Genomic DNA, 13,987 nt, shown 5'->3' with positions numbered 1-13,987 from the left:
CCTGTCCATATATTGCAGGTAGATAAGTGTCCACGCGTGCCCGAATTTTGGAAATGAGCGAGAACAACGCGCCCCGTCACGACGAAGACGTCCATGCGGCCCTCCTGTCTGGCCGGCAGCCGGCCCTGACCGGCTGCCCCTGGCACGACGTCAACGAAATGCTCCAGTCCGCCGGCCTGCGCCCGACGCGCCAGCGCATGGCGCTCGGCTGGCTGCTGTTCGGCAAGGGTGCACGCCATCTCACGGCTGAAATGCTCTACGAGGAAGCAACCCTCGCCAAGGTCCCGGTCTCGCTTGCGACCGTCTACAACACGCTGAACCAGCTGACCGATGCCGGCCTGCTGCGCCAGGTCAGCGTCGACGGCACCAAGACCTATTTCGATACCAACGTCACCACCCACCATCACTACTACCTCGAGAACAGCCACGAGCTGGTCGATATCGAGGATCCGCATCTGGCGCTGTCCAAGATGCCGGAGGTGCCGGAGGGTTACGAGATCGCGCGCATCGACATGGTCGTGCGCCTGCGCAAGAAGCGCTGAGATCGTTTGGGATTCCGGAGTTTGTCGTCATGGCCGGGCTTGTCCCGGCCATCAACGTTTTTGGCTAGCAAGAAAGTTCGTGGATGCCCGGGACAAGCCCGGGCATGATGACCGGGCAACAGCGCGCCGTTCCCGCTTCAGCGGTCAGTTCACCTGCTCGTCGGCATAGACGCCCCATAGGCGCTCCTGCTGGATCCAGCCGTCAAAGCCGTTGCCGGTGACGTGGCACCAGCTGATGGTGCATTTTTTTACCTGCGTGACGACGCCGGCCTGAAGTTTCGCGGCCACCGCGCTATCGGCGTCGGCGCGGTCATAGATCGGGGCGAGGTCGTCCTTGTGCTTCATGGTGACCACGGCGGTACGGCGGCCCGACAGCAGCGAGTGATAGACCCAGCCCTCGGCGCCCTCGGAATCGCGCACCCGGCGCCAGTTCTCGAACTCGGCGGTGATTTCGACCGGCAGGCCGGACCGGGTGTAGACCCAGGCCACGTCATTGTCCTTGGTCGGGCCGGCGCGGACGTTCACGTGATCCGATTTGAGGCTGACATAGCGCGGCACCGGAAGGCCGCTGGCCGTCTGGGGGGGGTTGTCCTTGGCTGAGTGCCCGGGGCTGACCGAGGCGCTCAACCAGGTACAAACGAGCGCCATCACCGAACAAAAACGCCCCAACGCCATCAACCCGTCTCCTGTCGAAGACCTGGGCCCAAAACCCGGTCCTCACCCCAAATTCCAAAACCTGCCGCGTACGCCCCTCGCCCGCCCCACGCGGGTGTTCCCAAAGAGCTAGCCCTGGTTCTTGTCTTGGCCCGGCCTTCTGCTAGAGAGGACAGTCATCTGAACAACCAGTTTGCCCCGATTTTCCGGCCGGAAAGTGGGGGGAAAGCTTGAAGGAAACGCCGGGGGACGACACGGCAAGGGCAGTGTCGAACAACCGGGTTAATGAGGCCTCAACAGCCGGCCTTTGGCGACAAAGGCGGCGTGCAACGCCTCATGAGGGCAGGACATGTCGGTGAAGAAAAAGCCCCTCGTCGTCGTGACGCGCAAGCTGCCGGACTCGACCGAGACCCGGATGCGCGAGCTGTTTGACGCGCGGATCAATCTCGATGACACGCCGATGTCGAATGATCAGCTCGCCGAGGCGGCCCGCACCGCCGACGTGCTGGTACCGACCGTGACCGACCACATCACCGCCGACATCGTCAATCAGCCCGACTGCAAGCTGCGCCTGATCGCGAATTTCGGTAACGGCGTCGACAATATCGACGTCGAGGCGGCGCATGCCCGCGGCATCACCGTCACCAACACGCCGAAGGTTCTCACCGAAGACACCGCCGACATGACCATGGCCCTGATCCTGGCCGTACCGCGCCGGATGATCGAAGGCGCTTCCGTGCTGACGGAAGGGAAACCCTGGGCCGGCTGGTCGCCGACCTGGATGCTCGGCCATCGCATCGGGGGAAAGCGCCTCGGCATCGTCGGCATGGGCCGCATCGGCCAGGCGGTGGCGCGCCGCGCCCGCGCATTTGGCCTGCAGATCCACTATCACAACCGCCGCCCCGTGGCGCCCAAGATCGCCGAAGAGCTCGGTGCGACCTATTGGGAGAGCCTCGACCAGATGCTGGCGCGGATGGACATCATCTCGGTGAACTGTCCGCACACGCCGGCGACCTACCATCTGCTGTCGGCGCGCCGGCTGAAGCTGATCCGCAAGGACGCTTACATCGTCAACACCGCGCGCGGCGAAGTCACTGACGAAGACACGCTGATCAAGCTGATCGAAGGTGGCGAGATCGGCGGCGCCGGCCTCGACGTCTACGAGCACGAGCCGGCGGTCAATCCAAAGCTGGTGCGGCTCGCCAAGGCCGGCAAGGTGACGCTGCTGCCGCATATGGGCTCGGCCACGATCGAAGGCCGCGTCGAGATGGGCGAGAAGGTGATCATCAACATCCGCACCTTCCTCGACGCGCACAAGCCGCCGGATCGCGTCCTGCCGAGCATGCTGTAAGGCTCAAAACCTGTCGCAATCAGGTGCGGTGGGCACTGAGATCGGCAATCACAGGCCCATCGCCATTGAGCGGATTGGCCGGATCGCGTGCATAGCGCAGCGTCTCGAATCGCATCGCGCGCGCATCGATCATCAGGAGACGGCCGACCAGGCCGTCGCCGAACCCGACGATCTCGCGGATTGCCTCCAGCGCCATCATCGAGCCCATCACGCCGGCAAGTGCGCCCATGACGCCGGCCTCGGCGCAGGCCGGCACAGTGCCCGGCGGCGGCGCCTCCGGAAACAGGCAGCGATAGGTCGGATTGAATTCACCCTGCTCGTTCTTTTCATGCGCGCGGATCGTGGTGAGCGAACCGTCGAACGTGCCGAGCGCTGCCGTGATCAGCGGCCGCTTCGCGAAGAAGCAGGCGTCCGAGGCCAAATAACGCGTCGAGAAATTGTCGGAACCGTCGAGCACGAGATCGTAGTCGCCGATCAGGCTCAGCGCGTTGTCGGCATTGAGCCAGGTGGCGTGACCCACGAAGCGGACATGCGGATTGAGTGCCGCGATCCGCTCGGCCGCGCTCTCGACCTTGTGCCGGCCGATGTCGGGCGTCGTATGGATCACCTGGCGCTGCAGGTTGGACAGCGAAACGACGTCATCATCGACCACGCCGAGCGTCCCGACGCCGGCGGCTGCCAGATACATCAGAGCCGGCGCGCCGAGCCCGCCGGCGCCGATCACCAGCACGGCGGCCCGCTTGAGCGCAGCCTGGCCGGGACCGCCGACATCGCGCAGCACGATATGGCGGGCATAGCGTTCGAGTTCGTCCGGGCTCAGCATCGTCGTCGTTCCTCTCAACCCTCATGGTGAGGAGGCGCGCAGCGCCGTCTCGAACCATGCAGGCCCCGCTCTCGCAGCTCGGCCTTCATCCTTCGAAACGCCGCTTCGCGGCTCCTCAGGATGAGGGTCAACACATGAACCACCCCAACATTGTTCGCGACCAACGAGATGTGCTTCAATGGCAGCGCGTTCAATGGGCTGGCTGGATTTGTCATGAGATCGATGCTTGCGGCAACACTGATGTTGGCGTCCGCCACAGGCGCGAGCGCCCAGATGACGGCGCCGCAGATCCCAGGTGCCAAGCCGAAAGTGGTCCAGACCGTACCCATCAAGCCCCCTGCCCTGCAAACGCCGTCAGCGACAGCCGATGCGATGGCGCAGGCGGAGCGGCTGTCGCTGCAGTCCGACCTCGCCTGGGTCGGCGAATATAACGGCGCCATCACCGGCGACGTCAGCTCGCGCATGGTCGATGCCATCAAGGAATACCAGAAAGCCAAGGGCGGCAAGCCGACCGGCGTGCTCAATCCGCAGGAGCGCGCCGCGCTCGCCGAGACCGCACGGCGCAAGCAGGACAGCGTCGGCTGGAAGATCGTGACGGAGATGACCAGCGGCGCGCGGCTCGGCATTCCCTCAAAACTGGTGCCGCAGCAGGCCACCGACGCCAATGGGTCGAAATGGACCTCGCCGACCGGAACGGTGCAGGTGATGCTCAGCCGCCGCAAGGAGGCGAACCCGACGACCGCAAAGCTCGCGGACGCCGAGAAAAAGGAGCCGGCCGGACGCAAGGTCGACTACACCGTGGTGAAGCCCGACTTCTTCGTGCTGTCGGGACTCCAGGGCCTGAAGAAGTTTTACGTGCGCGGCACCTTCAAGGGCGACGAAGTCCGCATCATGACGATCTTGTACGATCAGGCGACCGAGAACACGGTCGAGCCGGTCGTGATCGCGATGTCGAGCGCGTTCAATGCGTTTCCGTCCGGACCGCAAACGGGGCCTGCGCCGCGCAAAACCGTCGAGTACGGCACCGGCATCGTGGTCAGCGATGATGGCGCCATCATCACCGATCGCCTCATCACCGACAGCTGCCTTGCGATCACTATCGCCGGCTATGGGAATGCCGATCGTCTCGCCGAGGACAAGGAGCACGATCTCGCGCTCTTGCACATCTACGGCGCGCGCGCCCTGAAGCCGCTCAACCTCGCTAGTGGTGCAGCAAAGACGAGTGTCGATGTCGTCGGCATCGCCGATCCGCAGAGCCAGGGCGGCGCAGCCGGCGTGTCGAGCGTCAAGGGCGCACTGGCGCCGGTGACGACGACCGACTCTGCGCTCTCGCCTCCACCGGCGGTCGGCTTCTCCGGCAGCCCGGCCATGGACGGCGAGAGCAAATTCGCCGGCGTTGCGTTGTTGAAGCCGGCGATGGTGGCGGGCCCCGCAACATCGGTGCCGGCGTCACAGGCGGTGATTGTCTCCGCAGAAGCCGTGCGCAATTTCCTGAAGGCGAACGCGGTCACCGCGAACGGCACGTCGACGGATGCGAAGGCCGCCGTCGTGCGGGTGATCTGCGTGCGGAAGTAGCGATCAACCCAACCTGAACCTGATCCCGCTCCTCGCAAGGCCGCCCGAAATCCCCACCGGCGTGCCGTCCGCGCGCCAGCAGGCGGCGCCGGTCATGGTGCCGTCGTCGTGGAAGGCGATGCCGTTCATGCCGCCGGCGACTGTTGCAACCGGCTGGACCTTGTGACCAAGCGCGGCGAGTCTTGCGCGCACGGCTTCGGGCACCGACTGCTCGACCTCGAGCGCGTTGCCCTCGGTCCAGACCCGCGGCGCCTCGACCGCTTCCTGCAAGCTCATGCCGTGATCGATCAGGTTGACCAGCGCCTGCATCGCACTCGGGAAGATGCGCTTTCCTCCGGGCAGGCCGAGCGCGTAGCGCAGCTTGCCATCACGAAGCGCCATCATCGGCGACATCGAGGTGGTCACACGCTTGCCTGGCGCCAATGATAACGCGTGACCCGGACGCGGATCGAACAGGTTCATGTAGTTGTTGGCGATGGCGCCGAGACCGGGGATCATGATCTTGGCACCGAAGAGATTGTTGATGGTCTGCGTGGTCGCGACCACGTTGCCGAAACTGTCTGCCGCCGTCATGTGCGTGGTGTGCGCGCTTTCGAGCTGCGCCACGCCCGCACCGAAAGCCTGCGCACGCGCCGGATCGATCGTGCGGCGGCGCTCCTCGGCATAGGCCTTCGACGTCAGCTTCTCCACGGGCACGCCGACATAGGCAGGATCGCCGCTGGCCGCAGCGCGGTCGGCGAAGGCGATCTTCAGGACTTCGGCGAGATAATGAATGGTCTCTGATGTGCCGAAGCCGAGAGCGCCGATGTCGTAGCCTTCCAGAACGTTCAGCATCTGCGCAATATGCACGCCGGAGGCCGCGGGCGGCGGTGGCCCAAGGATGGTCCAGCCGCGATAGTCGGCGCGGATCGGCTGCCGCTCGACGGTCTTGTAATGGGTGAGATCGTTGCGGCGGATGAAGCCGCTGGTCTTCTCCATGTAGTCGACGAGGATATCGCCGAGCGGCCCCTCATAGAGGGCGGTCTCGCCGTGGTCGGCAATATAACGAAGCGTCTCGGCATATTCGACCTGCACCACGCGCGCGCCGACCTTGAGCGGCTCACCGTCAGGCAGATAGATCGCCGCGATCGCCTTGTCCTTGCGCATTTCGGCAGCGCTCTCGCTGATGCATTCGTGCAAGTAGGGCGTCGCCGCATAGCCGCGCGCGGCATGTTTGATCGCGGGCTGCATGACGTCGGCCAGCGGCATGGTGCCGAACCTTTGCTGCGTCTCGCACCACGCCTTCAGCGAGCCCGGCGTCGCGACCGCCTTCGGGCCATTGAGGTTCTCGTTGCCCACCGTGTCGAACACGTCGTGCGCAGAGCCTGGCTTGGACGTGTAGGTGGTGTCACGCACGGCCGCCGGCACGGTGCTCTGGCCGTCGATGAAACGATGGCTGCCATCGGCGAGGCGGATATGCGCCATGCCGCCGCCGATGATGCCGACCATCATCGGCTCGACCACGGTCAGCGTGAACAGCGTGGCGATCGCGGCGTCAATTGCATTGCCGCCGGCGGCCAGCATCTCGGCGCCGGCGCTGGAGGCAAGCGGGTGATTGCTCACCACCATGCCGCGGCTCGAAACCGCCGGCATCTTCTGACATTCAAAGATGCTTGCCGTCCGGTCGCGCCAATTGCCGCCCATGCCGCTTGCCTTTCTTATTCACTGCGGCAAGCACATCATACGCGCGATTACGGGTCCAGTAGTGGTACGGATTAGCTGGCATTCCCGATTCTGCCATCATCGTTAGCGTTGATTCGGACATCCGCGGTCCCCTTTGGATCGGGCAGGGCACGTCCTGAGCGAGAAGAGCTCAGCATCGCAAGGCGATGCACGTTCGCGTGGCGTTATCCAAGACCCAGGCACTCCAAAGGATTGAACTTCACATGCACACGATCGTACTGGCCACCCAAAAGGGCGGCAGTGGCAAGAGCACGCTCGCCGTCGGCCTCGCACTGGCCGCCAAGCAGGCCGGTTTCACCGTCCGCCTGATCGAGACCGACCCGCAGGGTACTCTCTCCAACTGGCAGCGCCGCCGCAACAACGACGATGTCGTCGTCGAGCCGATCTATCACGCCGCGGATTTCGCGCCACGGCTGAAGATGCTGGCGGACAGTGGCCTGCAGCTCGCGATCGTCGACACCGCAGCCGGCCTCAGCGCCGCGACCACCGCCGCGATCCGCTACTCGGATCTCTGCCTGATTCCGGCCCGCCCGAGCGTCGCCGACATCGAGGCGACCGTCTCCACCCTCAGCGTGGCGCGCGCCTGGAAACGTCCCTACAGCTTCGTGCTGAACCAGACGCCGATCCGCGGCCAGCGCATCGACAACGCCGCCAACTCGCTCGCGGAAGAAGCCGCGCTCGATCTCGCCGAGGTGCTCGCGCGACCGCTGATCGTGATGCGCAATGATCACCAGGACTCGCTCGCGAACGGCCTCGCCGTCAGCGAATTCGCGCCGAACGGCAAGTCGACCGAGGAGATCCGCGGCCTGTGGCAGTGGATCGAGACCCGGCTCGAGCTCGAGGCCCCGACCAATGTCCTGATCGATCAGGCCGTCTCGATGGCGGACGGCATATTGCACGCAGCCCCCGAGCTTGCGGTAGACGAGACAACTGGTCTGGCATCCTGAGCGGGGCGATCGCTCAGGACGCAGACGGGCTCCTCGCTATCCGGTGAATGAGCCCAAGCGACGAAGCAATCCGGCCACCAGCCCGGCCGGATTGCTTCGCGTCGCGTTTTTTGAGGAGGGCGAACGCGCGCTCGAACAAAAAAGCGCGAAAACAACCCCATGCACAGTAGAACGGCTCTCGGCCGGGGCCGCCGGTAGCGGCGCGCAGGCCCTTGACCCATCAGGAAAAACGGCCGACGGGCGAAACGCGGCTTCGCTCGGGCCAAATCTCGCCAATCCTGGCGACGTCGTCACGCCCTGCCGCGCAACCAGTCTTCACGCCGTACGATCCATCGCTCGGACTTCAACTGTCCGCCGTGATGGGCAAGCTCGATGAATCCGACAAACTCCGCGCCGGTCTTCTGCTTGACCCTGCGCGAAGCGTCGTTGGTGGCGGCATTGCAGACGTAAAAATGATCGAGCCCGAGCGTGAGGAAAGCAAAGTCGTTCACCGCGGTGACGGCCTCCGTCATCAGGCCACGCCCCCAGTAAGGCTCAGCCAGCCAGAAGCCGCGATTGCCTTTGGCGCCGTCGGCACGGGGTCGAAAATGAATGTTGCCGATCGCTTCGCCATCGCCGTCCTTCAGCACCAGCATCCAATGATTGATCTCCTCGCCACCTGCGATCTTGTCGAGCTGCGATCGGACGAAGGTTTTCGCGCCGTCCGCCGGATAGGGCCAGGGCACAATGGCAGTAAGGTGCTGGATGATGTTCCAATTGTCGAAATGGCGCTGAATCGCCGCCGCGTCGGACAACGCCAGCGGACGCAGGATCAGCCGTTCGGTTTCAAGCCGCGGCGTCTGCATGGCCTGCTACTTCTGACACTTCGAACACCAGAATGTCGAGCGGCCGTTCTGGGTGAAGCGCTTCACGATACCGCCGCAGCGGGGCGTCTTGCAGGTCTCGCCTTCGCGGTCATAGACCTTGAACGAATGCTGGAAATAGCCGAGCTCGCCCGAGGTCTGGCGATGATCGCGCAACGATGAGCCGCCGGCCTTGATGGCATCATTGAGCACGGTATGGATCGCACCGACCAACCGCTTGGCGTGGTCTGTCGGCTCACCCTTCTTGGTCGCGATCGTCGCGGCGATCCGGCGCGGCGACAGATGCGAGCGGTGCAGGGCTTCACAGACATAGATGTTGCCGAGGCCTGCGACCACGCGCTGGTCGAGCAGTGCCGCCTTCAGGCTCGTGGTCTTGCCAGCGCAGGAGCTTGCCAGCATCGCGGCGTCGAACTCGTTGCCGAGCGGCTCGGGGCCGAGGTCGCGCAGCAGCGGCTCGTCTTCGAGCGCGTTGCGCGCGATCACTTTCATGTAACCGAACCTGCGCGGATCGTTGAAGACGATGTCGGCGCCCGAGGACATCCGAAACAGCACGTGGTCGTGCGTGGAGTCCTTACCCCTGGGATAATGAAACTCGCCGGGTGCGGCCTCGTTGTCCGGCTTGATGACGCGAAACGAGCCCGACATGCCCAGATGCATCAGCAGCACGTCGCCGGAGGCGAGGTCGGCCATGAGATATTTTGCCCGGCGGCCGAGGCCCGTGACGATCTGCCCCTGGAGCCGGGCCACGAAGTCGGGCTGGAACGGAAAGCGCAAATCCGGCCTGCGGGCCTCGGCAACCACGATTTTCGCGCCCTCCATGACGGGCTGAAGGCCGCGGCGGACGGTCTCGACTTCGGGCAATTCAGGCATGGTCAGGCATTCACCTTATGAGGGCGGTGTGATAGCGCCATTGCGGCGGCCGCGCTATGGTCGGCATCGTGGAGTAGAGTAATGGATCGGCCGGGCGAAACCACGCATTTTGGCTTCAGGGACGTCCCCCTGGGGGACAAGCAGACGCTGGTGAACGATGTGTTTCACAGCGTGGCGTCGCGCTATGATCTGATGAACGACCTGATGTCCGGTGGCCTGCACCGGGTCTGGAAGGACATCATGATCAATGCGCTCGACCCGCCGCGAAGCGACCGGCCGTTTGCATTGCTCGACGTGGCCGGCGGCACCGGCGACATCTCGTTCCGCGCCGCCAAGGCGGCGGGCGCGGGCTTCCATGCCACCGTCTGCGACATCAATTCCGACATGCTGGCGGTAGGCCGCGAACGTGCCGCCAAGCGTCACCTCGAGACCCAGGTCGATTTCGTCGAAGGCAATGCCGAGGCGCTCGCCTTCGCCGACCGCAGCTTTGACGCATATACGATCGCTTTCGGCATTCGCAATGTGCCGCAGATCGACAAGGCGTTGCGCGAGGCCTATCGCGTGCTCAAGCCCGGCAGCCGCTTCCTGTGCCTGGAATTCTCGACCGTCGAGATGCCCGGCCTCGACAAGCTCTACGACCTGTTCTCGTTCAAGGTGATTCCGCCGCTCGGCCGCATGGTCACGGGTGACGCCGAATCCTACCAATATCTCGTCGAGTCGATCCGCAAGTTTCCGAAGCCAAACGCCTTCGCCGACATGATCCGCAACGCCGGCTTCTCCCGCGTCGGCTTTCAAACCTTGACCGGCGGCATCGTCGCACTGCATTCGGGCTGGCGTTTGTGATTTCTGCCATCACCCACATGACGCGCCTGATCCGCGCCGCGTTCGTGTTTGCGCGCGAGGGCGTATTCGGTTCCGTCGACCCGAGCCTGGTGCCGCCACCCGGACAGCTCGCGCTGAAGCTTGCGCGCATCGTCGAACGCCGTGGCGACAAGCACGGCCCGCGAATCTCGCGCGCGCTGACACGGATGGGCCCGGCCTATCTCAAGCTCGGCCAATTCTTGGCAACGCGCCCCGATGTCGTCGGCTTCAACATGGCGCGCGATCTCGAAAGCCTTCAGGACCGGCTACCACCGTTTCCGCAAGCCGAAGCCGAAGCTGCGATCGCGACGTCGTTGGAACGGCCGCTGAAGGATGTCTTCGTCACGTTCGGTCCGCCGGTGGCCGCCGCCTCGATCGCCCAGGTGCATCGCGGCGAGGTCGAGCGCGACGGGATCCGCAAGCCCGTCGCGGTCAAGGTGCTCCGGCCGCACGTCGCGTCGCGCTTCCGCCGCGACCTCTCCGATTTCTTCTTCGTCGCGCACAAGGCCGAAGCCTATTCGTCCGAGGCGCGGCGCCTGCGCCTGATCGAAGTCATCAACACCATGTCGCGCTCGGTGGCGATGGAGATGGACCTGCGGCTGGAAGCCGCGGCGCTCTCGGAGATGGCGGAGAACACGCAGGACGATCCTGATTTCCGCGTGCCGACCGTCGACTGGGACCGCACCACACACAACGTGCTGACGATGGAGTGGATCGACGGCATCGCGCTGAACGATCACAAGCGCCTCGCGGAAGCGCAGGTCGATCTGCCCGATCTCGGCCGCAAGGTGATCCAGAGCTTTCTGCGGCACGCGCTGCGCGACGGCTTTTTCCACGCCGACATGCATCCGGGCAATCTGTTCCTCGATGACGCCGGCCGCCTCGTCGCGGTCGATTTCGGCATCATGGGCCGGCTCGGCATGAAGGAGCGGCGCTTCCTCGCCGAAATCCTGCTCGGCTTCATCACCCGCGACTATCGCCGCGTCGCCGAGGTGCATTTCGAGGCGGGCTACGTCCCCTCGCACCATTCGGTCGAGAATTTCGCGCAGGCCATCCGCGCCATCGGCGAGCCCATTCACAACCGCACCGCCGAGGAGATCTCGATGGCGCGGCTCCTGACGCTGCTGCTGGAAGTCACCGGCCTGTTCGACATGACGACGCGGCCAGAGCTGATCCTGCTGCAGAAGACCATGGTCGTGGTCGAAGGCGTCGCGCGCGGCTTCGATCCCAAGCTCGACATCTGGAAGGTCGCCGACCCCGTGGTGCGCGAATGGATCGAGCGTAATCTCGGACCGATCGGCCGGGTGCAGGGGGCGCTGACCGGCGGCGGCGATCTCGCCCGCGTGCTGATGCGCCTGCCCGACATCGCGCAGCGTTCGGTTGCGGTGCTGGAGCAGCTCGAAACCATGACGCGGGAGGGCATTCGGCTGTCGCCGGAAAGCATCGCCGCCATGGGCCGCAGCGAGGGCCGCAAGAATCGCTGGCGCACCGTGGCGCTGTGGATCATCGCCGCGACCTTCATCGGCATTCTGGTCGCCGTCCGGAATCTATGATTGCCGAAAGCTTGATTGCATTGCAATCAAACGAGTGATAGCATCGCTATCATTCGTGCTGGAGAGGCGTCATGGCAAGCCTGACCATCCGCAAGCTCGACGACACCGTCAAAGCCTATTTGCGGCTGCGTTCGGCCAAGAACCGCAGGTCGGTCGAGGAAGAGGTCCGGGTCATCCTGCGGGAGCTGATCGAGGGCCGCGAAGAGCCGCTGACGCCGTTTGCGGTGCCGCCCGAGGCGGCCCCCGCGCCTGCGTCCCTCCGCCCTGGCGCCGCCCCTGAGGCCAGCATCACCCTGATCATCGGCGGCGGCATCGCCGCCTTCAAGTCGCTCGACCTGATCCGCAGGCTGAAGGAGCGGCGCATCGACGTTCGCTGCGTGCTGACCAAGGCGGCGGAGCAGTTCGTCACGCCACTCTCGGTCAGCGCGCTCTCCCATGAACGCGTCTACACCGACCTGTTCGATCCCCAGAGCGAGTTCGACGCCGGCCATATCCGCCTCGCGCGCGACTGCGACCTCATCGTGGTGGCGCCGGCGACTGCCGACCTGATGGCAAAGATGGCCAATGGCCACGCCGACGACCTCGCCAGCGCCATCCTGCTCGCGACCAATCGAAAAATCCTGCTTGCGCCGGCGATGAATCCGCTGATGTGGAACAACGCCGCGACCCGCCGCAACGTCGCACAGCTGCAGCGTGACGGCGTGTTGCTGATCGGGCCCAACTCCGGCGAGATGGCCGAAGCGGGCGAAGCCGGCGTCGGCCGCATGTCCGAGGCGATCGAGATCGCCACTGTCGCCGAACGGCTGCTGCGGCCGCCGGTGCCCCGACCACTCGCCGGCAAGCGCGTGCTGATCACCGCGGGTCCCACACACGAGCCGATCGATCCGGTGCGCTACATCGCCAATCGCTCCTCCGGCAAGCAGGGCTTTGCCATTGCTGCCGCCGCACAGGCCGCGGGCGCCGAGGTGATCCTGGTCAGCGGCCCGGTCGACCTCGACGATCCCGCGGGCGTCAACGTCAAGCACGTCGAATCCGCGCGGCAGATGCTGGAGCAGGTGCAGGCCGCGCTTCCGGCCGACATCGCGATCTTCGCCGCCGCGGTTGCCGACTGGCGCGTCGCCAATGAAGGCGAGCAGAAGCTGAAGAAGACCTCGGCCGGAATGCCGCCGCTTCAGCTGGTCGAGAACCCCGACATCCTCGCGACGATCTCCAAGCTCGCCGACAAGCGCCCGCCGCTGGTGATCGGCTTTGCCGCCGAGACCGAGCACCTCATCGACAACGCCAAGACCAAGCTCGCCCGCAAGGGCTGCGACTGGATCGTCGCCAACGACGTCTCGCCCGCCACCGGCGTGATGGGCGGCGATCGCAACACCGTGCACCTCATCAGCAAGAATGCTGAGAACAACGGCGAGATCATTGTTGATTCCTGGCCGGTGATGACCAAGGAACAGGTCGCCATCGAACTGGTCGCGCATATCGTGAAAAGCGTGACGGACAAATCCGTCGACAAATTCCTGGAGCCGGCATCTTGAGCAGCAAAGTCTCGGTCGAACTGCAACGCCTGCCCCACGCCGATGGCCTGCCGCTGCCGGCCTATCAGACCGCCGAAGCCGCCGGCCTCGACCTGATGGCGGCGGTGGCGGAGAGCGAGCCGACGACGCTCGCGCCCGGCCAATACGCGCTGGTGCCGACGGGTCTTGCGATCGCCCTGCCGCCCGGGCACGAGGCCCAGGTGCGGCCCCGCTCGGGACTTGCCGCCAAGCACGGCGTCACCGTGCTGAACTCGCCGGGAACGATCGATGCCGATTACCGCGGCGAGATCAAGGTGATCCTGATCAACCACGGCGCCTCGCCGTTCGTGGTCAAGCGCGGCGAGCGTATCGCGCAGATGGTGATCGCGCCGGTGGTCCAGGCCGCTCTGGTGCCCGTGACGACGTTGTCGTCGACCGATCGCGGCGCCGGCGGTTTTGGGTCGACGGGACGCTAGCATCGCATCGAGCCCGATCGACAGCGACGCTCTCTCCGCTCCCTCCCCCCGTTGCCCCACAAGGGGGGAGGGAACGCACTTCCGTTGGAGCACGATCGAGTCTCATCCCATGCGCCGCTAACGCGCGACAATTCCAACCGAATCACCCGCAGAATTACGTGAACCTGGAACCTCGCACCCTGCATTTTTTTGGGACCGCCTTTGCGTTCACGGTCTGGACTCTTACCGGTGGAGTCGCG

At 65.0% G+C, this 13,987-nt stretch carries 14 protein-coding genes; 8 read left to right on the top strand and 6 right to left on the bottom strand.

What is annotated here, in order from left to right; genetic code table 11:
- Positions 1–53: 53 nt before the first annotated feature.
- On the top strand, positions 54–542 hold the full coding sequence (gene irrA, locus JQ587_RS01950) for an iron response transcriptional regulator IrrA (protein WP_212302024.1): 489 nt from the start codon (positions 54–56) through the stop codon (positions 540–542).
- 144 nt (positions 543–686) lie between these two features.
- On the opposite strand, the gene JQ587_RS01945 is transcribed toward irrA, so the two are convergent.
- A complete protein-coding gene (locus JQ587_RS01945; protein WP_212302023.1) occupies positions 687–1,217 on the bottom strand; it encodes an SH3 domain-containing protein in 531 nt (176 codons plus the stop codon).
- Between the two features lie 328 nt (positions 1,218–1,545).
- Here JQ587_RS01945 and JQ587_RS01940 point away from each other — a divergent pair, with 328 nt between their 5' ends.
- Positions 1,546–2,547, top strand: a complete 1,002-nt coding sequence (locus JQ587_RS01940; protein ID WP_212424257.1) for a 2-hydroxyacid dehydrogenase — start codon at positions 1,546–1,548, stop codon at positions 2,545–2,547.
- A 19-nt stretch (positions 2,548–2,566) separates the two neighbouring features.
- Here the strand turns inward: JQ587_RS01940 and JQ587_RS01935 are convergent, their stop codons facing one another.
- A complete protein-coding gene (locus JQ587_RS01935) occupies positions 2,567–3,370 on the bottom strand; it encodes a HesA/MoeB/ThiF family protein (RefSeq protein WP_212424256.1) in 804 nt (267 codons plus the stop codon).
- A 213-nt stretch (positions 3,371–3,583) separates the two neighbouring features.
- On the opposite strand from JQ587_RS01935, the gene JQ587_RS01930 reads away from it, so the two are divergent.
- Positions 3,584–4,945, top strand: a complete 1,362-nt coding sequence (locus JQ587_RS01930; protein ID WP_212424255.1) for a peptidoglycan-binding protein — start codon at positions 3,584–3,586, stop codon at positions 4,943–4,945.
- A gap of 3 nt (positions 4,946–4,948) precedes the next feature.
- Here JQ587_RS01930 and ggt read toward each other — a convergent pair whose 3' ends face one another.
- On the bottom strand, positions 4,949–6,628 hold the full coding sequence (ggt, locus tag JQ587_RS01925; RefSeq protein ID WP_212424254.1) for a gamma-glutamyltransferase: 1,680 nt from the start codon (positions 6,626–6,628) through the stop codon (positions 4,949–4,951).
- Complete coding sequence (locus tag JQ587_RS01920) at positions 6,588–6,749, bottom strand: hypothetical protein (RefSeq protein WP_212424434.1); 162 nt, start codon at positions 6,747–6,749, stop codon at positions 6,588–6,590. Before JQ587_RS01920 ends, ggt begins: the two co-directional genes overlap by 41 nt.
- A gap of 121 nt (positions 6,750–6,870) precedes the next feature.
- Between JQ587_RS01920 and JQ587_RS01915 the strand changes: the two genes are divergently transcribed.
- Positions 6,871–7,614, top strand: a complete 744-nt coding sequence (locus JQ587_RS01915; RefSeq protein ID WP_212424253.1) for a ParA family protein — start codon at positions 6,871–6,873, stop codon at positions 7,612–7,614.
- A 290-nt stretch (positions 7,615–7,904) separates the two neighbouring features.
- Here the strand turns inward: JQ587_RS01915 and JQ587_RS01910 are convergent, their stop codons facing one another.
- On the bottom strand, positions 7,905–8,459 hold the full coding sequence (locus JQ587_RS01910) for a GNAT family N-acetyltransferase (protein ID WP_212424252.1): 555 nt from the start codon (positions 8,457–8,459) through the stop codon (positions 7,905–7,907).
- 6 nt (positions 8,460–8,465) lie between these two features.
- The gene (gene mutM / locus JQ587_RS01905) at positions 8,466–9,347 is read right to left on the bottom strand and encodes a bifunctional DNA-formamidopyrimidine glycosylase/DNA-(apurinic or apyrimidinic site) lyase (protein WP_212424251.1); all 882 of its coding nucleotides are present in this window, start codon (positions 9,345–9,347) and stop codon (positions 8,466–8,468) included.
- A gap of 81 nt (positions 9,348–9,428) precedes the next feature.
- Between mutM and ubiE the strand changes: the two genes are divergently transcribed.
- The 4 genes from ubiE to dut all read left to right on the top strand — a co-directional run bounded on the left by ubiE (position 9,429) and on the right by dut (position 13,748).
- Positions 9,429–10,190 (top strand): bifunctional demethylmenaquinone methyltransferase/2-methoxy-6-polyprenyl-1,4-benzoquinol methylase UbiE, encoded by a 762-nt coding sequence (gene ubiE / locus JQ587_RS01900; RefSeq protein WP_212424250.1) that lies wholly within the window; start codon positions 9,429–9,431, stop codon positions 10,188–10,190.
- A complete protein-coding gene (gene ubiB, locus JQ587_RS01895) occupies positions 10,187–11,761 on the top strand; it encodes a 2-polyprenylphenol 6-hydroxylase (protein WP_212302014.1) in 1,575 nt (524 codons plus the stop codon). Before ubiE ends, ubiB begins: the two co-directional genes overlap by 4 nt.
- A gap of 71 nt (positions 11,762–11,832) precedes the next feature.
- Entirely contained in the window at positions 11,833–13,293 is a 1,461-nt protein-coding gene (gene coaBC, locus JQ587_RS01890; protein ID WP_212424249.1) for a bifunctional phosphopantothenoylcysteine decarboxylase/phosphopantothenate--cysteine ligase CoaBC, read from the top strand.
- On the top strand, positions 13,290–13,748 hold the full coding sequence (gene dut, locus JQ587_RS01885; RefSeq protein WP_212302012.1) for a dUTP diphosphatase: 459 nt from the start codon (positions 13,290–13,292) through the stop codon (positions 13,746–13,748). The genes coaBC and dut overlap by 4 nt, the downstream gene beginning before the upstream one ends.
- Positions 13,749–13,987 lie beyond the last annotated feature (239 nt).

Origin of the sequence: Bradyrhizobium manausense, from assembly GCF_018130615.1 — a bacterium.
Classification (GTDB): domain Bacteria; phylum Pseudomonadota; class Alphaproteobacteria; order Rhizobiales; family Xanthobacteraceae; genus Bradyrhizobium; species Bradyrhizobium manausense_A.
This window is presented reverse-complemented; position numbering and strand designations above follow the sequence as displayed.

Coding starts and splice junctions, on each gene's coding strand:
- irrA (WP_212302024.1), top strand. CDS start 54: ATGAGCGAGAACAACGCGCCCCGTCACGACGAAGACGTCCATGCGGCC.
- JQ587_RS01945 (WP_212302023.1), bottom strand. CDS start 1,217: ATGGCGTTGGGGCGTTTTTGTTCGGTGATGGCGCTCGTTTGTACCTGG.
- JQ587_RS01940 (WP_212424257.1), top strand. CDS start 1,546: ATGTCGGTGAAGAAAAAGCCCCTCGTCGTCGTGACGCGCAAGCTGCCG.
- JQ587_RS01935 (WP_212424256.1), bottom strand. CDS start 3,370: ATGCTGAGCCCGGACGAACTCGAACGCTATGCCCGCCATATCGTGCTG.
- JQ587_RS01930 (WP_212424255.1), top strand. CDS start 3,584: ATGAGATCGATGCTTGCGGCAACACTGATGTTGGCGTCCGCCACAGGC.
- ggt (WP_212424254.1), bottom strand. CDS start 6,628: ATGGGCGGCAATTGGCGCGACCGGACGGCAAGCATCTTTGAATGTCAG.
- JQ587_RS01920 (WP_212424434.1), bottom strand. CDS start 6,749: ATGTCCGAATCAACGCTAACGATGATGGCAGAATCGGGAATGCCAGCT.
- JQ587_RS01915 (WP_212424253.1), top strand. CDS start 6,871: ATGCACACGATCGTACTGGCCACCCAAAAGGGCGGCAGTGGCAAGAGC.
- JQ587_RS01910 (WP_212424252.1), bottom strand. CDS start 8,459: ATGCAGACGCCGCGGCTTGAAACCGAACGGCTGATCCTGCGTCCGCTG.
- mutM (WP_212424251.1), bottom strand. CDS start 9,347: ATGCCTGAATTGCCCGAAGTCGAGACCGTCCGCCGCGGCCTTCAGCCC.
- ubiE (WP_212424250.1), top strand. CDS start 9,429: ATGGATCGGCCGGGCGAAACCACGCATTTTGGCTTCAGGGACGTCCCC.
- coaBC (WP_212424249.1), top strand. CDS start 11,833: ATGGCAAGCCTGACCATCCGCAAGCTCGACGACACCGTCAAAGCCTAT.